The sequence below is a fragment of the Prevotella sp. P4-98 genome (genome assembly GCF_002251405.1).
In the GTDB taxonomy this organism is placed as follows: Bacteria; Bacteroidota; Bacteroidia; order Bacteroidales; family Bacteroidaceae; genus Prevotella.
The window spans coordinates 1-18,030 of record NZ_NPJC01000083.1 but is presented as its reverse complement, the minus strand read 5'-3'; the positions used below and the strand labels follow the sequence as shown (position 1 = coordinate 18,030).

General features: G+C 40.8%; 14 protein-coding genes. 12 read left to right on the top strand and 2 right to left on the bottom strand.

Features of this window, described 5'->3' with window-relative positions:
- Positions 1-559: 559 nt before the first annotated feature.
- Both CIK96_RS12615 and CIK96_RS13115 read right to left on the bottom strand, forming a co-directional pair.
- Positions 560-1,723, bottom strand: a complete 1,164-nt coding sequence (locus CIK96_RS12615) for a hypothetical protein (RefSeq protein WP_144007534.1) — start codon at positions 1,721-1,723, stop codon at positions 560-562.
- A 596-nt stretch (positions 1,724-2,319) separates the two neighbouring features.
- Positions 2,320-2,511 carry a hypothetical protein gene (locus CIK96_RS13115; protein WP_144007333.1) on the bottom strand — a complete coding sequence of 64 codons (192 nt, stop codon included), beginning with the start codon at positions 2,509-2,511 and terminating at the stop codon, positions 2,320-2,322.
- Positions 2,512-3,633: 1,122 nt separating this feature from the next.
- On the opposite strand from CIK96_RS13115, the gene CIK96_RS12610 reads away from it, so the two are divergent.
- The 12 genes from CIK96_RS12610 to CIK96_RS12560 all read left to right on the top strand — a co-directional run bounded on the left by CIK96_RS12610 (position 3,634) and on the right by CIK96_RS12560 (position 17,870).
- Positions 3,634-4,323, top strand: a complete 690-nt coding sequence (locus CIK96_RS12610; protein ID WP_094440786.1) for a hypothetical protein — start codon at positions 3,634-3,636, stop codon at positions 4,321-4,323.
- A gap of 361 nt (positions 4,324-4,684) precedes the next feature.
- Positions 4,685-5,116 (top strand): GxxExxY protein, encoded by a 432-nt coding sequence (locus CIK96_RS12605; RefSeq protein ID WP_094440785.1) that lies wholly within the window; start codon positions 4,685-4,687, stop codon positions 5,114-5,116.
- A 1,642-nt stretch (positions 5,117-6,758) separates the two neighbouring features.
- A complete protein-coding gene (locus CIK96_RS12600) occupies positions 6,759-7,760 on the top strand; it encodes an AAA family ATPase (protein ID WP_094440784.1) in 1,002 nt (333 codons plus the stop codon).
- Positions 7,761-8,228: 468 nt separating this feature from the next.
- Positions 8,229-10,145 carry a nucleoside-diphosphate sugar epimerase/dehydratase gene (locus CIK96_RS12595; RefSeq protein ID WP_094440783.1) on the top strand — a complete coding sequence of 639 codons (1,917 nt, stop codon included), beginning with the start codon at positions 8,229-8,231 and terminating at the stop codon, positions 10,143-10,145.
- 1,862 nt (positions 10,146-12,007) lie between these two features.
- Entirely contained in the window at positions 12,008-13,309 is a 1,302-nt protein-coding gene (locus tag CIK96_RS12590) for an ATP-binding protein (RefSeq protein ID WP_094440782.1), read from the top strand.
- A complete protein-coding gene (locus CIK96_RS12585) occupies positions 13,290-13,763 on the top strand; it encodes a hypothetical protein (protein ID WP_094440781.1) in 474 nt (157 codons plus the stop codon). The genes CIK96_RS12590 and CIK96_RS12585 overlap by 20 nt, the downstream gene beginning before the upstream one ends.
- Positions 13,764-14,804: 1,041 nt before the next feature.
- Positions 14,805-15,269 carry a four helix bundle protein gene (locus CIK96_RS12580; RefSeq protein ID WP_094464231.1) on the top strand — a complete coding sequence of 155 codons (465 nt, stop codon included), beginning with the start codon at positions 14,805-14,807 and terminating at the stop codon, positions 15,267-15,269.
- A gap of 302 nt (positions 15,270-15,571) precedes the next feature.
- Positions 15,572-15,718: a hypothetical protein gene (locus CIK96_RS13300; RefSeq protein ID WP_158214874.1), complete on the top strand. Its 147-nt coding sequence runs from the start codon at positions 15,572-15,574 to the stop codon at positions 15,716-15,718.
- On the top strand, positions 15,705-16,013 hold the full coding sequence (locus CIK96_RS12575) for a hypothetical protein (RefSeq protein ID WP_094390743.1): 309 nt from the start codon (positions 15,705-15,707) through the stop codon (positions 16,011-16,013). The genes CIK96_RS13300 and CIK96_RS12575 overlap by 14 nt, the downstream gene beginning before the upstream one ends.
- Before the next feature lie 26 nt (positions 16,014-16,039).
- Positions 16,040-16,474, top strand: a complete 435-nt coding sequence (locus CIK96_RS12570) for a four helix bundle protein (RefSeq protein WP_094440780.1) — start codon at positions 16,040-16,042, stop codon at positions 16,472-16,474.
- A 328-nt stretch (positions 16,475-16,802) separates the two neighbouring features.
- Positions 16,803-17,132: a hypothetical protein gene (locus tag CIK96_RS12565; protein ID WP_094440779.1), complete on the top strand. Its 330-nt coding sequence runs from the start codon at positions 16,803-16,805 to the stop codon at positions 17,130-17,132.
- A gap of 384 nt (positions 17,133-17,516) precedes the next feature.
- Positions 17,517-17,870: a hypothetical protein gene (locus CIK96_RS12560; RefSeq protein WP_094390745.1), complete on the top strand. Its 354-nt coding sequence runs from the start codon at positions 17,517-17,519 to the stop codon at positions 17,868-17,870.
- Positions 17,871-18,030 lie beyond the last annotated feature (160 nt).

Genomic DNA, 18,030 nt, shown 5'->3' with positions numbered 1-18,030 from the left:
ATGACATCCTTCGTTTTCTCGCCATGACAGAATTAAAGCGAGCTTTATTCTGCTCATTTGGCTTAACGAAAACGTTCTTTTACTTCAATCAATTCCCTCAGTTGCGAAACTTGAATAAAGATTATTCTAAAGATTTTCTTTAAGATTTCGAGCATCTCCGATGCGATCCCCAATAAATCCCTTCCCAAAAGCAAGGTACTCGAGCGCATTTTGGTCAAAGATTTTAGTTAAAGATTTTATTTATGGAGGCTAATTGAATTGAAGAATTTCTGGCCTCCGGCCATTCTTTAAGAAGATTTCCTCCAAGATTTCTAGCCGTAGGCTACCCCCAAAAAACATCCGTCTAAATCCGTCTAAATTCCGATGATCGATGATCCCACCCAACCCCCCCCTTGATCCGCATCACAGCTGGGTCATAGCCCCGTCGGCAACACGAGTGTTCAACTGCTCTATCACTCTCAGCACATACAGCGCTACGCGCTTCCAATTAATTCTCATACTCGTAGTTTTTAAATATAAAAATAGGATTAGTTGCATAAATCTCTCTTGTGGTTATCTGTTACCCCTCCAATCCGCCACCAGGGTTCTGTTCAGACGAATCCCCACCAGTCACCGTCTCGAAGTAGGCAGTGAGCGTCTGACTGCTATTCACCGTGATGGTACGAGACGCAGAGGTGTCGTTATCACTCCATCTCTTAAAGGTGTAGTTCTCCGATGGGGTAGCAGTGATGGTCACTTCCGTGCCAGCCTCATACTTACCGCCGCCGGTCACACTGCCACCGCCCATCGGGTTCGCCACCAGTGTCAGCGTCTTCTTCGTGTCTGTTGGGGTAGTAGGCGACACCACCTCATCAGCCTTTTCCTTGTTAGACTTCTCATCGGGCGAGAGGAAGATGTCGGTCGAACCGCCATAGCTGTTCACCGCCTCTTCGTACGCCTCATCATTCTGGTATGCCTCCAATAGCTTGTTCTCTACGATGAGGTACTGAGCCGATATCTCCGTTTTGTTTTTTCTTTTTTGGGAGTGAATCCATACCATACCGTGGTTGCCGAAGTCATGATTCTGCTGTGCTGCGAGACAGCCTTCCTGGATAGAGAAGCCACGAACGTCTGCAAGGGACAGTAGTTTCGTTTCGCTACGTCTCACGAGTACTACGCTGCTAGCATCCACGTTCACCATCGGCACGTGTGTCACGTCGTTCACCTCTTGTGTGAGGAGGAAGTAGGTGATCTGGTCCCCGTAATCATACCCCCTGTTGTTCTGCACTACGGCATTCGAGAACTCTGCCACGGTGGTCTCTGCTGTGATGACCAGGTCGCCGAGATCGATGTCTGTCACCGCCTGGTTACCCTTACCGGTCACCGATATCGACTTCACCTTACCGTGTGTGATCTCATAGGGTGCAACGATGCAGATGCCTGCATTCACGTCAGGCTTGGTGAGATACACAGGAGAGTGTGAGAGGTTCGACGACACGAATTTATGGTAGTCGCTACGTCTGTTGCGTGTACCGCCGAAGGCGAGCTTCATATAGGGTTGCAACACCTGATATTCTCTGATGATGTTCGCCCATTTCATGCGCTGTTTCAGCTGTTGACCCGTCTTCGCGTCTTTCTTCTGGGTGATCTTCTCTGATACCACCGTCTGTCCACCGTTTCTCTTGAAGGTGAGATTACCTGCTGAACCACAAAGTTTTGAAATAATACCGTTTAAAATTGCCATAATGTTTGTTGTTTTAATGTTGGATTTCATCCTTCGTTTTCTCGCCATGGCAGAATTAAAGCGAGCTTTATTCTGCTCATTTGGCTTAACGAAAACGTTGATTTTGTGCCAATATTGGCGGAATGAATAAAAAAGCTTCCTCGCCACCAGCAAGAAGCTACATCGCTCCTTCCTCGTCGCATTTTCGCTCCTTTCTCGTCGTTTTCTCGTCGCTCTTTCGTTCGTTTTTCGCTTGTTCCTCGTTCGGTCCTCGATAGGTCTTCGATAGACTAACGAATAAGCAACGAGAGACGAACGAGAGACGAACGAGGACCTAACGAGAAGTGAACGAGAACCGAACGATAACTGGTAGGGTGTTCATCGGAGAATGATGCGTTTTAGTGCATCTTCCTTCCCTCTTCCCTGTTGTAGGATTTCTGATTTTTGTCATAATCTTTGGTTTTAAACTGTTTTAGATTCTCGTGGTGTCTTCCCCTCATCATTCAGGGCTCATCACCTGTTGTCGTTTGCAAAGGTACAAAGTCTGAAAAGGTGACTGTCACTCTTTGTCACTCTTTGTCACTTTTTGTCACTCTTTGTCACTCTTTTCGAGGACTTTAATCGAGAGAGATGCAGAACACTTCACACAGATATTTCACTGCACCTGGAGTGAAAATCTGTCCACAGGGTTTAACACCAAGCTTTTCGAGTTCGTTACGGTGAGGCTTAAGCCATCTGTTAAGTGTTCTCTTGTTAACACCTAAAAGAATTGCTAATTCTTTTTTGGATAAAGTCTTGTTTTTGCTCATGTTTTTAGTTGTTTTTGGTTTATAATTATTGTTATTGAAAAAATAAATTAAATTTGTCCGGTAAAAATACTAACAATTTTCCATCTTTAACCCTAACGCTAACCTTAACACTAACTCCTGAAATGTCTCACACGGTTTACGCAGATCACACAGATTCTCTTAAGATTATTTTTAAGATTTTCGTTAAGATGTCGAGCCTGTAAGGCGATCCATTATAAAATTCTCCCCAAAAGCGAGGAACTCGAGCGCATTTTCTGTTAAGATTTTCTTAAAGATTTTGTTTCCGTTTAAATTCCGTCTAAGATCCGATGATAATAAGCCACGGAACACACGGAAGACACAGAAAAATTCTAGTTGAAGATTATTTTCAAGATTTTCGTTAGGATGTCGAGCCAGTAAGGCGATCCATAACGAAATTCTCCCCAAAAGCGAGGAACTCGAGCGCATTTTGTTTAGGATTTTCTTTAAAGATTTTGTTTCCGTATAAATTCCGTCTAAGATCCGATGATAATAATCCACGGAACACACGGAGTACACGGAGTTTTTAGTGTTTATAGGTTATAGTTTAAAGGTTATAGTTTAAAGGTTAAAGTTTAGTGGTTAGAGTTTAGTGTTTATAGGTTATAGAGGATGAATAATTTCTGGCCTCCGGCCATATTTTATTAAAGATTTCCTCCAAAGATTTCTTACCGTAGGCAACTAAAAATCCACGGAACACACGGAAGACACGGAAAAAGATTCTAGTTGAAGATTATTTTCAAGATTTTCGTTAGGATGTCGAGCCTGTAAGGCGATCCATTATAAAATTCTCCCCAAAAGCGAGGTATTCGAGCGCATTTTGGTCAATGATTTTTGTTAAAGATTTTGTTTTTATCCATTTTGAATGATATATTATTTCTTGCGAAGCAACATCTCATTAAAGATTTCCACAAAAGATTTCTTGCGCTCGCGCAACCAAAAAACATCCGTCTAACATCCGTCTAAATTCCGATGATCCGTGTCCTCCGTGCACTCCGTGGATAAACAAAATCACTGATTTCTGTGTGATATTAAAAAATAATTCGTAACTTTGTACGCCACATGGGTAGCAACCCACTAAACCTCAAACAATAAAATAAAAAAATGACGCAGGATTGCTCTACAACACCTTCTGTTGCCAACGAAAACGACAAGCGTTTTCCTAAAGGCATACGTATCAAAAGTGTTGATGCTACATCAGAACCAGTAAAACAACAAGTATCTAATGCCGAAGACAGGGCAGGGGATGACCAACAACCCTGGGGCTACCTCTTCGTACATAACAGACAGGTAGAGGCGTTCAAAAAAGAGATGGACGCCTACAACCTCGCCCATCCTGAAGCCCCTCACGCCTGTTTCATCCATTATTCCTATAAATATAAACAGAAGAGTAATGGCAAGGGAGTCATCAAGAAACACCTCCCCACCGTCAGTGGCCTCGTCTTCCTACAGGGTGACACCCAGTCGCTACAAACCTTCTTACGCACCCATTACCCCTCCTACCATCTGATCAAAGACTGCAGCACAGGACTCCCCGCCAGCATCTCCCACCAGAAGATGCAACCTTTCATGCAAGTCCTCTCCAGTCACCCCGAACACATCACCTTCTTACGTGACCCCTTCCTGAAATTCGCCAAAGACCGCGTCAAACTCCGTGTCCTCACTGGCATCTTCAAAGGTTTCGAGGGCTACATCGTCCGCGTTGACCGCGACCGCCAACTCGTCATCGAGGTCGGCGGCTATGCCGTCGCCCTCCGCGATGTCCACAACGAAGACTTCACCCCCGCCGAATAGAAAAAAGATTCTAGTTAAAGATTATAGATATGATTTTTGTTAAGATTTCGAGCCGTAAGGCGATCCCCCGAACAAATCCCTCCATAAAGCGAGGTACTTGAGCGCATTCTAGTAAGGATTTTGTTTAAAGATTCTTGTTAAGATTCTGAACTGAAGATACAATGAAAGATTCTAGTTAAAGATTATAGATATGATTTTTGTTAAGATTTCGAGCCGTAAGGCGATCCCCCGAACAAATCCCTCCATAAAGCGAGGTACTCGAGCGCATTTTGGTCAGGATTTTGTTTAAAGATTTTTGTTGAGATGAATAAAACCTAAATATATTAAAGTATTTGTCTAATAATATTGATAAATTTTGCCTATGACACAAATTGAATTTGAAAGAAAACGTGCAATAATGTGCGAAAAAATTACAGGATGTGCGTTTGCTGCATACAACTATTGGCACGCAGGCGTTGACGAACTGGTTTATGAGGCTGGTTTATGTTGTGAACTTGAAGATGCTGGTTATTTTGTGCATCGTCAAGAGGATTTTCCGATTTATTATAAGGGTAGACCGTCGAAGGTTAATCGGCGATTTGATCTTGTAGTGACAGACCGCGAATTGGGTAATGTTATTCTGGAATTGAAAGCACTAGATACTGTTGGCGAGGAACATAGAAAACAATTGTGGTCATATCTAAGATTGACCAACTGTCCATTTGGCATACTGATTAATTTCAGTCCCAATGGCGTTTACTCTGAACGTTGGGGGTATGATAGCAATACCCAAAAGTGCTTTAGAATACGATAGTCGTAAAACTAATGACGAAAATCCAAAAATAAAGATTCTGGTTAAAGATTGTCTTATAGATTTTATTTAAGATTTCGAGCCGTAGGCGATCCATAATAAAACACCTCTATAGAGCAACGTACTGTTGCGTATTCTAGTCAGGATTTTGTTTTAAGATTATGGTGAGGAGGGAAAATCTAAAATAAAAATCTCAACAGAAAATACGCTCGAATACCTCGCTTCTGGGGACGATTTAAAGATGGATCGCATCGTAGATGCTCGAAATCTAAATAAAAATCATTATAAAAATATAAAATGAAAGATTCTGGTTAAAGATTGTCTTATAGATTTTATTTAAGATTTACACCATAGGTTATTTTTGTCGTGACTCAGCATAGTGAAAGCGCGCTCTCACTCTGTCTTCGCTACTCCAAAAATTCGAGCCTGTAAGGCGATCCATAATAAAACGCCTCTATAGAGCAACGTACTGTTGCGTATTCTAGTCAGGATTTTGTTTTAAGATTATGGTGAGGAGGGAAAATCTAAAACAAAAATCTTAACAGAAAATACGCTCGAATACCTCGCTTCTGGGGACGATTTAAGGATGGATCGCATCGTAGATGCTCGAATTTTTGGAGCAGTGAGAGCAGAGAATAAATCCAAAAATTTATACTTTGCCGAGTCGCGAGAAAAATAACCTATGGTAAATATAAACAAAAATCATGACAAAAATCTAAAAATAAAGATTCTGGTTAAAGATTTTCACGGAAGAATACTATAATTTTTTTCTGTGATTTCCGTGCCCTCCGTGTGCTCCGTGGACAATTTTTTTTGTAACATTTTGATGTTATATACAGAAAAATGCGTACCTTTGTACGCTACAAGGGAAATGATGACCTGAGGGTCATCAGAAAACCCTTGATAGCGACACACGCACGAGGGGAAAATGCTAGATTCAAACAAACCTGTTATCACTGTCATAACCCCTTGCTACGAATCGTAAAACACAAAACGAAGGACTTATATGATGCCAGTCAATAGCAATATGGCACCATCACCGCAGCCGGTGATCGCCAACGACTCCATCAAATAGAAAGAGGAAATGACGCAGGATTGCTCTATCACTCTTCTTCTATCGCCGACGAAAACCACCGTTATGACAACAAACGTTTTCCAAAGGGCATCCACGTTACTGGGACTGATACTCCATCGGGTCCAGGAATAGAAGAACTGTCCTGTTAAATCCACGGACCACACTCTAATAATCCACGGATTACACAGAGGACACAGAAAGAGATTCTAGTTTAAGATTTTCTTTAAGATTATAGTTTGGATGTCGAGCATCAACGATGCGATCCATAAAAATAATCCCCACCAAAAGCAACGTACTGTTGCACATTTTGGTCAAGGATTTTTATTTAAAGATTTTGGTTCTCGGGTAATTGAATATATTTCTTGCGCTCGCGCAATACTTAAAAAAGATTTCCTCAAAGATTTCTAGCGTAGCTACTAAAAAAAAATCCGTGCCCTCCGTGTGCTCCGTGGATAAATATCCGATGATCCGATGATTGATTTCCGTGTAACAAAGCTCAATTACAGGTAATATCTGAAAGGATATAGGGTTCGATACCCTGTTGAAGCACTTTTTTGAAAATAACAGTTTATGATCAAAACACTATCTATAAAGAATTTAGGTCCGATTCCCCAGATGCAGTCGGGCGATCTTGGAGCCATAAATCTTATCATTGGCCCAAATCAGTCAGGTAAGACATTTGTTCTTAAGGCACTCTATTCCGCTCTTAAAACCGTTGAACAGTACAAGAGAGGTAAGGAAATCAGAACAGACAAAGAAATTCTATCAGATAAGTTGTATTGGACATTCCAGTCTTCAGAACTCGGTAATATTGTACGCAAAGGTGAGAACTCCATGAGTTTCACCATGACTTCTGAGGACAATGAAGAATTCACTTATTCATTCGGTCCTTCAACTGTTAAACAGGCGAATATTGATAAGAATACATTCTTACCAAGATCATCCAATACAGTTTTCATCCCTGCCAAAGAGATCTTATCCATTCGTGATATCATCATTGAGGCTAAGGAAGATAATCGTTTCGGATTCGAAGAACCATATAGCGATCTGGCGAAGGCATTAAGTAGAACCCAGAAAGGCAAGAACTTCGATTCATTTGTCCAGGCACGTGACATCGTCAGTTCAATGGTTGGTGGACGATTAGAATACAATGAGGACAAGAAAGAGTGGCAGTTCCAAGATAATGATCGTCGCATCTATGAAATATCCACCACATCCGAGGGCGTGAAAAAACTCTCAATTCTCGATCTTCTTCTTGGCAATCGCTATCTCGATAATCATTCAATTATTATCATCGATGAGATCGAGGCCAATCTCCATCCATCAATGATAGCTCAATTCCTTGATGCTATCTTCAAATTGGCAGAATCAGGAGTTCAATTCTTTATTTCGTCACATTCATATTTCGTCATCAAGCGCCTCTACATTTTGGCTCATCGCAATGCTCTCAGCATTCCTGTACTTTCTTTTGATAAAGGCCAGTGTACTGTCAGTGATTTAAAGGTGGAAATGCCACAGAATCCTATTATTGATGAGTCGATAGCACTTTATAAAGACGAAATCAGTTTGTGATATGGAGTTTGTAGAATCATTCATGAAATGTTCTCAATAGTTTAAACGATAGAACAAATCCACGGACCACACAGAGAACACAGATGTTTGTTTAAGATTCTTCTAAAGATTTTATTTTAGATTTACCATAGGTTATTTTTCTCGCGACTCGGCAAAGAATAAATTTTTGGATTTATTCTCTGCTCTCACTGCTCCAAAAATTCGAGCATCTAAGATGCGATCCATAATAAAACCCTCCCCAAAAGCGAGGTATTCGAGCGCATTCTAGTTAAAGATTATAGTTAAAGATTATGTTGTAGCTGCCTATCTGAGTGATAGATTATTTCTTGCGAAGCAACATCTCAACAAAGATTTCCTCCAAAGATTTCTTGCCTTTAGGCAACTAAAAAAAAATCCGTGTCCTCCGTGTGCTCCGTGGATTATTCAGATTACCCTCCGTGTAACATGTGAGATAATATAATAACGATTATGATTCAAAAAATATTTAATTGGTATTTTACCAGTAAAGCACTACCATATTGGGGCGTATTATGTTTAGACTGCGCCATTGTGATGTTCTCCGGCTACCTCGCCGAATACTTTGAACTCGGAGGTTCAGGGTTTGCTGCCAGTTTCTGGGCCATTACCCACTCCCTGTTGCTATGCGTATTGCTCTTTGTGATAGCCTTTCGCGTGTTTAGCACCTATAGTGGGGTAGTGCGCTACTCCTCCTTCGTTGACCTGCAACGAATCGCAGCAGCAACATCACTCGGATCCCTGCTGACCTACCTGATGTCGTTGGCAGTGAATCATGTATGGTCCATCGATGAAGTCCTGATGCCATCCCTCTCCGGTATTATCCTGATGTTCACCTCATCAACCTGTTTGATGTTTATGGTCAGAGTCGCCGTGAAGAGCATGTTTGACGCGAGACGAAAAGACGAACAAGCCCTGAAGACCGTGATCTACGGAATCAAACATGGCGCTATAGGTATGGCGAAGATGATCAAAAGCCAGTCCCCTCAACGCTATGTCCTTGATAGCTTCATCAGTCCCGACGGACAGATGGTAGGCCACATGCTCATGGGTGTGAAGGTCCGTGAGGTAAAAGATACGTTAGCATCCCAGTTGAAAGCCGATGGCATTGATGCCATCTTGGTATCCCCGGTTCAAGCAGATACATTCCGTGAAGATGACCACCTCATCAACGAACTCATCGCTAATGGCATCAAGATCATGATGATGCCCCATGCTTTAGAGTGGGACGGGAAAAGCGAATTGCCGCAAGACCAACTCCATGAAGTAGATATCGAAGACCTCCTGCCACGCGATAAGATAGAGGTGGATATGAATGCCATAGGCGCCCTTCTCACTGGCAAAAGGATCATGATAACAGGTGCTGCCGGCAGTATCGGTTCAGAGATGGTACGCCAGGTCGCTGTCTATCATCCCTCAGAACTGATCCTTATCGACCAGGCAGAAACCCCCATGCATGATATCCGCCTGCTGATGCAACGCCAGTTCCCTGCTATCAAGTCAGAGACCATCGTAGCCAGCATCTGTAATGCCACTTTCATGGAAGCCATCTTTGCGGCGCATCAGCCAGAGTATGTCTTCCATGCCGCAGCCTATAAACACGTGCCGATGATGGAAGACAACCCTGCTATGGCCGTGCAAAACAATATCTATGGCACCCGTGTTATTGCAGACCTGGCAGTCAAGTATGGCACCAAGAAATTCGTGATGATATCCACCGACAAGGCAGTCAATCCCACCAATGTGATGGGCTGCAGCAAGCGCATCTGTGAGATCTACTGTCAATCACTCAATAAAGCCATTGCCGAAGGCAAGGTAAAGGGCATCACCCAGTTTGTCACAACCCGCTTCGGTAATGTGCTGGGTAGCAACGGTTCTGTCATCCCCTTGTTCAAGCAACAGATTAGAAATGGCGGTCCTCTCACTGTCACCCATCCCGACATCATCCGTTTCTTCATGCTCATCCCCGAAGCCTGTAAGTTAGTCCTTGAGGCAGGCACCATGGGTAACGGCGGTGAAATCTTCGTCTTCGACATGGGCAAACCCGTCAAGATTGTTGACCTCGCCAAGCGCATGATAGCCCTTTCCGGTGCTAAAAACATCGGAATAAAATTCACTGGCTTGCGTGAAGGCGAGAAACTCTACGAAGAAGTCCTTTCCGACCAGGAAGAAAACATCCCCACCAAGCATCCCAAGATCATGCGCGCCAAAGTCCGCGAGTATGAATACGCCACAGCATGTGAAAACGAAAAGGCCCTCCTAGACCTCTCCTACACCTACAACGACATGGATATAGTAAAGAAGATGAAGGACATTGTCCCAGAATACAAAAGCCAAGTCTCCAAATACGAAATCCTAGACAAGAAATAGGTTATAGTTTAAAGGTTATAGGTTAAAGTTTAGTGATTAGTGTTTAGAGTTTAGTGGTTAGCGTTAAGGTTATCCCTAAGTTGCGCATGTGGGGAAGTTAAGGGAAGTTAGGGAAGTTAGAGAGAAGTTAAGGGACAAATGTCCTACGTCTTACGGCAGAAGGCTATTGTCTCTTCACTTCCCGAACGACCGTAGGGAGTGATAACTTCCATTTTATGGCACCTTTTCTCGCCATGACAGAATTAAAGCGAGCTTTATTCTGCTCATTTGGCTTAACGAAAACGTTGGATTTCATCCTTCGTTTTCTCGCCATGACAGAATTAAAGCGAGCTTTATTCTGCTCATTTGGCTTAACGAAAACGTTCTTTTACTTCAATCAATTCCCTCAGTTGCGAAACTTGAATAAAGATTATTTTCAAGATTTTCTTTAAGATTTTCGTTAAGATTTCGAGCATCTCTGATGCGATCCCCAAGAAACCCCTCCTGCAGAGCAACGTACTGTTGCGTATTTTAGTCAAGGATTTTCTTTAAAGATTATGTTGTGACTGCCTACTTGAGTGATAGATTATTTCTGGCCCACGGCCATTCTTAAAAAAGATTTCCTCCAAGATTTCTAGCGTAGCTACTAAAAAACTCCGTATAAATTCCGTATAAATTCCGATGATTAATTTCTGGCCCCCAGCCATTCTTAAAAAAGATTTCCCCCAAGATTTCTAGCCGTAGGCTACCCAAAAAGATTCCGTCTAACTCCCAACGATCCGTGCCTTCCGTGTGTTCCGTGGATTATCAGAGCGTCCTCCGTGGATAAATTTTTTCGCAACATTTTGATGTTTTATACGGAAAAATGTGTATCTTTGTACGCTACAAGGGAAATGATGACCTGAGGGTCACTCAGAAAAACCTCTAAAAAAAGGATTTATATGATGCCAGTCAATAACAATATGGCACAATCACCACAGATGGTGATCGCCAACGACTCCATCAAATAGAAAGAGGAAATGACGCAGGATTGCTCTATCACTCTTTTTCTATCGCCGACGAAAACCAACGTTATGACAACAAACGTTTTCCAAAGGGCAACCACGTTACTGGGACTGATACTCCATCGGGTCCAGGAATAGAAGAACTATCCTGTTAAATCCACGGACCACACGGAGCACACGGAGTGTTTAGTTTAAAGGTAATAGGTTAAAGTTTAGAGATTCTGGTTCAAGATTTTCGTTTAGATTTCGAGCATCTCCGATGCGATCCCCCCAAAATCCCTCCAGCAGAGCAACGTACTGTTGCGCATTTTCAGTCGAGATTTTTATTTTGAGATTATCGTAGGATGACAAAGACCAGTCCATCAGACTTCAGACTTCAGACCTCAGACTTCATCTTAGTTAAAGATTATCTTAAAGATTTTTATTAAGATTTCGAGCCAAAGGCGATCCATAATAAGACCCTCCCATAAAGCAACGTACTGTTGCGTATTTTGGTAATGATTTTCTTTAAAGATTATAGTTTCTTGGTTATTGAATTATTTCTTGCGAAGCAACATCTCATAAAAGATTTCCTCCAAGATTTCTAGCCGTAGGCTACCCCCAAAAAATATCCGTTTTAATTCCGTTTTAATTCCGATGATTAATTTCTGGCCCCCGGCCATTCTTTAATACAGATTTCCTCCAAAACATCTTGCCTTTATGCAACTAAAAAAAATCCGTCTAAATCCGTTTAAATTGGCTACGCCTTTGTTTTCTCGCCACGGCATAATTAAAGCGAGCTTTATTCTGCTCATGGCTTAACGAAAACAATCCGATGATCCGATGATAAAACATCCACGGACCACACAGATCACACTCTTAGCATAAAACTTAAATACTATGCAGACAATAGAAATACGAAATATAGGACCTTTGAGGGAAACGGGAATTGTTCCAGTTTCTCAAGTTATGCTGTTAATCGGTGAACAGAGTACAGGCAAAAGTACATTCATGAAGATTTTGTGTTTTTGTTGTTGGCTCGAAAAACAAGTCATGATTGGTGGTGATAGTATTGTTTCGAAATATACTCATTATTATCGCTTTTTGAATGAACTTAAGAAATTTCATCATTTTAATGATGATTTTCTTTCTGATAGCAGTTGTATTAAATACGATGGTTATGCTATACAGATAGAAATGCGAGGAAAAAAGAGCAACGCAAAGATTGTTAGAAAACCTAAGTTTGCAGAAATCAAACATAATCTGAAAATAAGTTTCTTGCCGTCAGAAAGGAATTTGTTGTCGTCTATCCAAAATATAGAAAACTTATACAGATCGAAAGATGTTGATATGTTGTTCAATTATATACTGGAATGGGGAGAGGCGAGGTCGCAGTTTAATGTAGCACATCCGCTTGATTTGGTCTTTGTTGAAAAAATGAAGTATCATTATGATGAAAAATATGGTGATGTTTTGACATTGGCTGATGGACATTCAAAGATAAAGCCATATTATGCATCAAGTGGAGTACAGTCTGCTTTACCTATACAGGTGCTTGCTACTTATCTTGCAGGTGAAGTGGGTACTTCTGCAAAGATAAGTCCAGTCGAATATTTGAAGCAGTTGAATCTGTTAACTGATTCTAAAATTGATGTAAAGGTTCTGTCTGCTGTACTAAGTGAGGTGTTGAGAAGTAAAGATACTTCAAAACCAATTAAAATTAATAAGATTCCCGCTTCTCTTGAAAATGTACTAAATAGCATTTTGAATCGTTCGTCATATCGATCTTTTCACATGTTTATTGAAGAGTTGGAACAGAATCTGTTTCCAAAAGCTCAGTTTGAACTAGTCAAAATGTTAGTGGGACTCTTGAAAAAGATGGAACAGAAATCTACGGGATATACAAGTACGGTGTTTTTAACAACTCATAGCCCATATGTCTTAACGGCATTGAATGTTATGTTGTTGGCATCCATAGCATACGAAAAGTCACCTGACAAAGTTAGAGACATTGGACTTGAGGATTATGTTCTTCCTAAAGAGGCTTATTCTGCATATTGTATAAAGAATGGACGCTTTGAAAATATTGTAGACGAAGAATATGGTTTTATAAAAGGAGATTTCTTGGATTCTGTTTCAGAATTGGTGGACAATTATACATTTGAATTAAATTCACTTATATATGGCAACGCTGAAGGATAAGTTGGATGCTTTTGATGGTCAACCTGAACAGGAATGGAACAAAAGAAAAGGTATATCTGTTGGTGAGCGCGGACAAGTGTATAGAGCAAATTTTTCGCAAGAATATATGTCTGCCGTATATGCCATAGATGGTGGTATTATTAAAGATTATGATATTGTCAAGTGCGACAAATTGGTTTTGCTTGATTTAGATAATCAAACGTTATTTGAATTGTTTGTTGAGTTGAAAGGCGCAAACATACAACATGCGATAAAACAAGTAGAGACAACATTGAAAAATCCTTTGTTTAAGGATTCTGCTGTTAAAAAAAGAGAAGCGAGAATAGTGGGGCGTAAGATACCAAGTAATACAGGAAATTCAATAACAGAAATAGCGAAGAAAAATTTCATATCAAGATATAACTGCAGATTGGAGTTTAAAACAGGACCTGCAGTTGAGAATATCAAAATATGATATTTGTATTTATCAAATAAATACGTAAGCGGTAAGCGTTAAGGTTAGCGTTAAGGTTATAGTTTAGAGATTCTAGTTAAAGATTCTTCTAAAGATTTTGATACACAAGCAAAAACGGGCTGAAAGCCCAATGGTTTCCCTAGCCCAGGGCAACACCCTGAGGAAGAGCGCATTCTGGTCAAGGATTTTCTTTAAAGATTATAGTGAAATTGATTATTTCTTGCGTCAGCAACATCTTAACAAAGATTTCCTCCAAGATTTCTAGCGAAGCTACTAAAAACTCCCGATGATCCGTGCCCTCCGTGTGTTCCGTGGATTATTAGAGCGTCCTCCGTGGATAAATTTTTTCGTAACATTTTGCTGTTTTATACAGAAAAATGTGTACCTTTGTACGCTACAAGGAAAATGATGACCCGAGGGTCACTCAGAAAAACCTCTAAAATAAGGATTTATATGATGCCAGTCAATAACTACATGGCACAATCACCACAGCCGGTGATCGCCAACGACTCCATCAAATAGAAAGAGGAAATGACGCAGGATTGCTCTATCACTCTTCTTCTATCGCCGACGAAAACCACCGTTATGACAACCACCGTTTTCCAAAGGGCAACCACAGTTACTGGGACTGATACCACATCGGGTCCAGGAATAGAAGAACTATCCTGCGGCGAAAGGAAGATCAGGTGGATTCTGAAAAAATGTTTGTTAATCTGATGAACATTGCTCTTTTTAGAGAGGAAATAAGGAAATACCAATAGGTTAGATTTCCCATAGATACTCCACTTTTTTACCGCCACTGATACTCAGCAAGTTATGAAAAGAGAGCCGATTTTCCTACAACATTTCCACAACAATTTCATTTGTTGGGAGGCTAAAGGGAATAAAGCCCTGAGGATGGCATTTAAGACGTTGTAAAGAAAACTTCAGCCGTCAGCCATCATACATCTGACATCTCTGCCGCTAAGGTAAAAAAAAAATTGAAATACGCAAGCAGAATATTAAATTCTTACTTCTTACATATCACCTCTTACTTCGACTATGTCAATAATCTCAGATGCGATACAAGCAAAATGCCTAGCCTTTGGCGACCGCATAATAAAGCTCAATGACTATTTGCTGGCACAGGCTGCGATGGAGCATGAGAAATATAAGAAAGAATTGAGGCAACGTAAGCCTGGACAAAAGACATCTTCCATCTTACATCTTCCTTCTTCCATCCCACTTCATTTGCAATCCGTGTCAAATCTCTGCAATCAGTTACTTCGGGCAGGAACCAGCATTGGAGCCAATAATGCCGAGGCATGTAACGGCATTAGTAAAGCTGATTTCAAAAGCAAATCTTTTATTGCACTAAAGGAGGCTCGAGAATCACTTTATTGGATTGAATTGCTTCATAGGAATAGTTTTATTGATGATAGGCAATACGAGTCTATATATGGTGACTGTGAGGAGTTGGTAAAAGTTCTCCATCATCGCTGTAAAAAAATCAATGATACAGAATAAGAGGAGTTATAGAATGGGTGTAGCAACATCTTCCATCTTCCTTCTTCCATCTAACATCTTTACGACATTCATCAGACATCCGGGAATCGGACCTTTCCAGGTCTTTTCACTACAAAATTAGCATAATTCAGGCATTCCTGCAATAGCATTAAGATATTTTGCACTTTGACTGTTAACGAAAGTTACAAGACACAGCAGAGCAGGCATGCAGCATAAAATACAAAAATTGAAAAATAATGGTTCAAAGTGCGATAAGATTCAAATCTTTTTCGTATCTTTGCCCACAAAATAAAAGCAGTATTATGATAGTAACCAATCAAGCAACAGATACGAAGCAGAATTTCAATGCCACTTCCATCCGAAATAGGATAATGGCCAGTACAATGTCTGTGGACGAATACTTCGATGAACTGATAGACAAGGTGCGCGAGGATTATGCAAATCTATGAGGTTCGAATCAGTCATGGAGCTCGTGCAGACATGGCAGAATTGCGCAAGTTCCTTAAGTCTATGATGACGGTGGAAGGAGCTATTCGCTATGCCAATAATATGCGTGAGGAGATAAAGACGTTGGCATTTTATGCTGATCTCTATGGCAAGACAACATCAATGACACTGCGTCAGATACACCCCGAGGCACGCCGGATGGTATCTCATAACCGTAAATGGGTGTACGTCTATCATATTGAAGCATCCTTCGTCATAGTAGACCGAATCCTCCCTGCCAATATGAACAAAGGTTGAATCCTCATCCAACGAAATCTTATATCATGTCTGAAATCTCCGATGCCATACAGACCAAGTGCTTGGCTTTTGGCGACCGCATTATAAAACTCAACGACTACCTATTGAAAGAGGCTGCTAATAAGAAGCCATCCTTCAAGATAGTGAAGGGTAAACGAGTATATGAGAAATCAGTACCAGTATATTTGCAATCAGTGTCTGCGCTATGTAATCAACTCCTTCGTAGTGGTACATCAATAGGTGCTAATAATGCTGAAGCCTGCAATGCCATCACGAAGTCTGATTTCAAAAGTAAGTCTTATATAGCTCTAAAGGAAGCTCGTGAATCACTCTATTGGATAGATCTCCTACACCGTAATGGGTATCTGACCGATAAGCAACATGCTTCTCTCTATAATGACTGCGAAGAATTGGTAAAGATCTTGGTACATCGATGTAAGAAGCTAGACGGAGCGGAATAACATCAGCCCTCAGCCATCTTCCATCAGCCATCTTACCGACATTCATCAGACATCCGGGAAATTGAGCCTTTTCCGCTCATTTCTATACAAAGGTAGCACTTTTTACCCGAATACGCAATAGCTTTAAGATTTCTTATCCCTTGAAAGTGAATAGATGTTAATTCTTTGAGGGTTTATGATACAGGATGTGAGACCGACAGAAACTACTATGAAGAGAAATCACGAAATAACGAGGTTCGACCTGTAAGGATAAAATCCAAGAGAACAGGAAAAGCCTGACGTTTGACTGGAAAACAATTTTCCATTATTTACACCCAATTTAACGCATATGACCAAAAATGAAATCTTAGCTCAGCCTCTATATCAGGAAGCTATTAAGCTGTTTGTTTCAAGGTCGTTAGCCTTTGATAAAGCAGCAAAAGACTATAAAGACAATCAGAATCCTGAGAAGGAACTAGATTTGGAAAAGAATTCTAAGTCTGCATGGGCATTGTATTGTTATCAAATGAGTTATTTGTTGTATTTAGCAGAAAGGATTAAGGATGATGATGTTAATGCAGCAAATGAAGCGACAAAAGACTTGAAGCAGATTGTGTTTAACGACTTGCAAGGTAAGTACGAATATATAATGTTTATTACCAAACCTCAAAATTTGTAATAGCTTAGGTACTTATTATAATGTTCTCCCAAAACATATTTCCATTATGCCATTCATAACTCCTCCAATCAAGAGTATCTCAGAGGTAATGGAGCCACTGAAGGAGTGAATTCTGAAGGCTGATGTCCATACATTCGAATAGATTATGCCCCAACTTAACCCACGATACGAAACGCCATTCAAGAGGAATCACCACAGCCATCAAACTTCATCCATCATACATTTTACCGATGAATGTCGAGGCGGATTTCATCAAGGAGGCACTGGATGCTGGGCTATTTAAGCATACAACAAGAATCACATCATCCATCCTACTTCAGACATCATCCTTCGTTCATAGGACTATGGTTATCTTTCATACATAGACAGATAAATAAGAAGTTGATGAACACTAAATACAAACAACTCGAAGAAGCTTTGCTAAAGGAGGCTGATTTGCTGATAGAAAAAGCAAAGAGTCAGGGCGAAAAAGCCCTTTACAACCTTTTCAAGTCAGCCATTCTTAAGAAATATAAGGATCAGTATGATGTCGATATTCAGCAAGGCGAAGTAGAGAAGGATATTGTTGACAAGAGCATTAATTTCCTCTTTGAAAACGCATGTGTCAGTTTCAGAACGCTTCCCAATATAAAGGATCTTGACAAAGAAGATGTGATAAAGAAAGCACAGGCTGCTTTACCTTCGTGGAAGGCAATGGTAATACAGAATCTAACTAATAAAGGAATAAGGGTGGTTTAACCAATGCCTCGACAGTCACGAAAGCCCTCAGACACCGGTATCTACCATGTGATGATGCGTGGTATTAATCATCAAACCATCTTTGAAGATGAGGAAGACAACTACCAGTTCATCAACACCCTCGACCGCATGCGTGTTAGGTACGATGACGAAGGCAACG

Bases quoted from the DNA above. Each gene is read 5' to 3' on its own strand.
- CIK96_RS12615 (WP_144007534.1), bottom strand. From the start codon at position 1,723: ATGGCAATTTTAAACGGTATTATTTCAAAACTTTGTGGTTCAGCAGGT.
- CIK96_RS13115 (WP_144007333.1), bottom strand. From the start codon at position 2,511: ATGAGCAAAAACAAGACTTTATCCAAAAAAGAATTAGCAATTCTTTTA.
- CIK96_RS12610 (WP_094440786.1), top strand. From the start codon at position 3,634: ATGACGCAGGATTGCTCTACAACACCTTCTGTTGCCAACGAAAACGAC.
- CIK96_RS12605 (WP_094440785.1), top strand. From the start codon at position 4,685: ATGACACAAATTGAATTTGAAAGAAAACGTGCAATAATGTGCGAAAAA.
- CIK96_RS12600 (WP_094440784.1), top strand. From the start codon at position 6,759: ATGATCAAAACACTATCTATAAAGAATTTAGGTCCGATTCCCCAGATG.
- CIK96_RS12595 (WP_094440783.1), top strand. From the start codon at position 8,229: ATGATTCAAAAAATATTTAATTGGTATTTTACCAGTAAAGCACTACCA.
- CIK96_RS12590 (WP_094440782.1), top strand. From the start codon at position 12,008: ATGCAGACAATAGAAATACGAAATATAGGACCTTTGAGGGAAACGGGA.
- CIK96_RS12585 (WP_094440781.1), top strand. From the start codon at position 13,290: ATGGCAACGCTGAAGGATAAGTTGGATGCTTTTGATGGTCAACCTGAA.
- CIK96_RS12580 (WP_094464231.1), top strand. From the start codon at position 14,805: ATGTCAATAATCTCAGATGCGATACAAGCAAAATGCCTAGCCTTTGGC.
- CIK96_RS13300 (WP_158214874.1), top strand. From the start codon at position 15,572: ATGATAGTAACCAATCAAGCAACAGATACGAAGCAGAATTTCAATGCC.
- CIK96_RS12575 (WP_094390743.1), top strand. From the start codon at position 15,705: ATGCAAATCTATGAGGTTCGAATCAGTCATGGAGCTCGTGCAGACATG.
- CIK96_RS12570 (WP_094440780.1), top strand. From the start codon at position 16,040: ATGTCTGAAATCTCCGATGCCATACAGACCAAGTGCTTGGCTTTTGGC.
- CIK96_RS12565 (WP_094440779.1), top strand. From the start codon at position 16,803: ATGACCAAAAATGAAATCTTAGCTCAGCCTCTATATCAGGAAGCTATT.
- CIK96_RS12560 (WP_094390745.1), top strand. From the start codon at position 17,517: ATGAACACTAAATACAAACAACTCGAAGAAGCTTTGCTAAAGGAGGCT.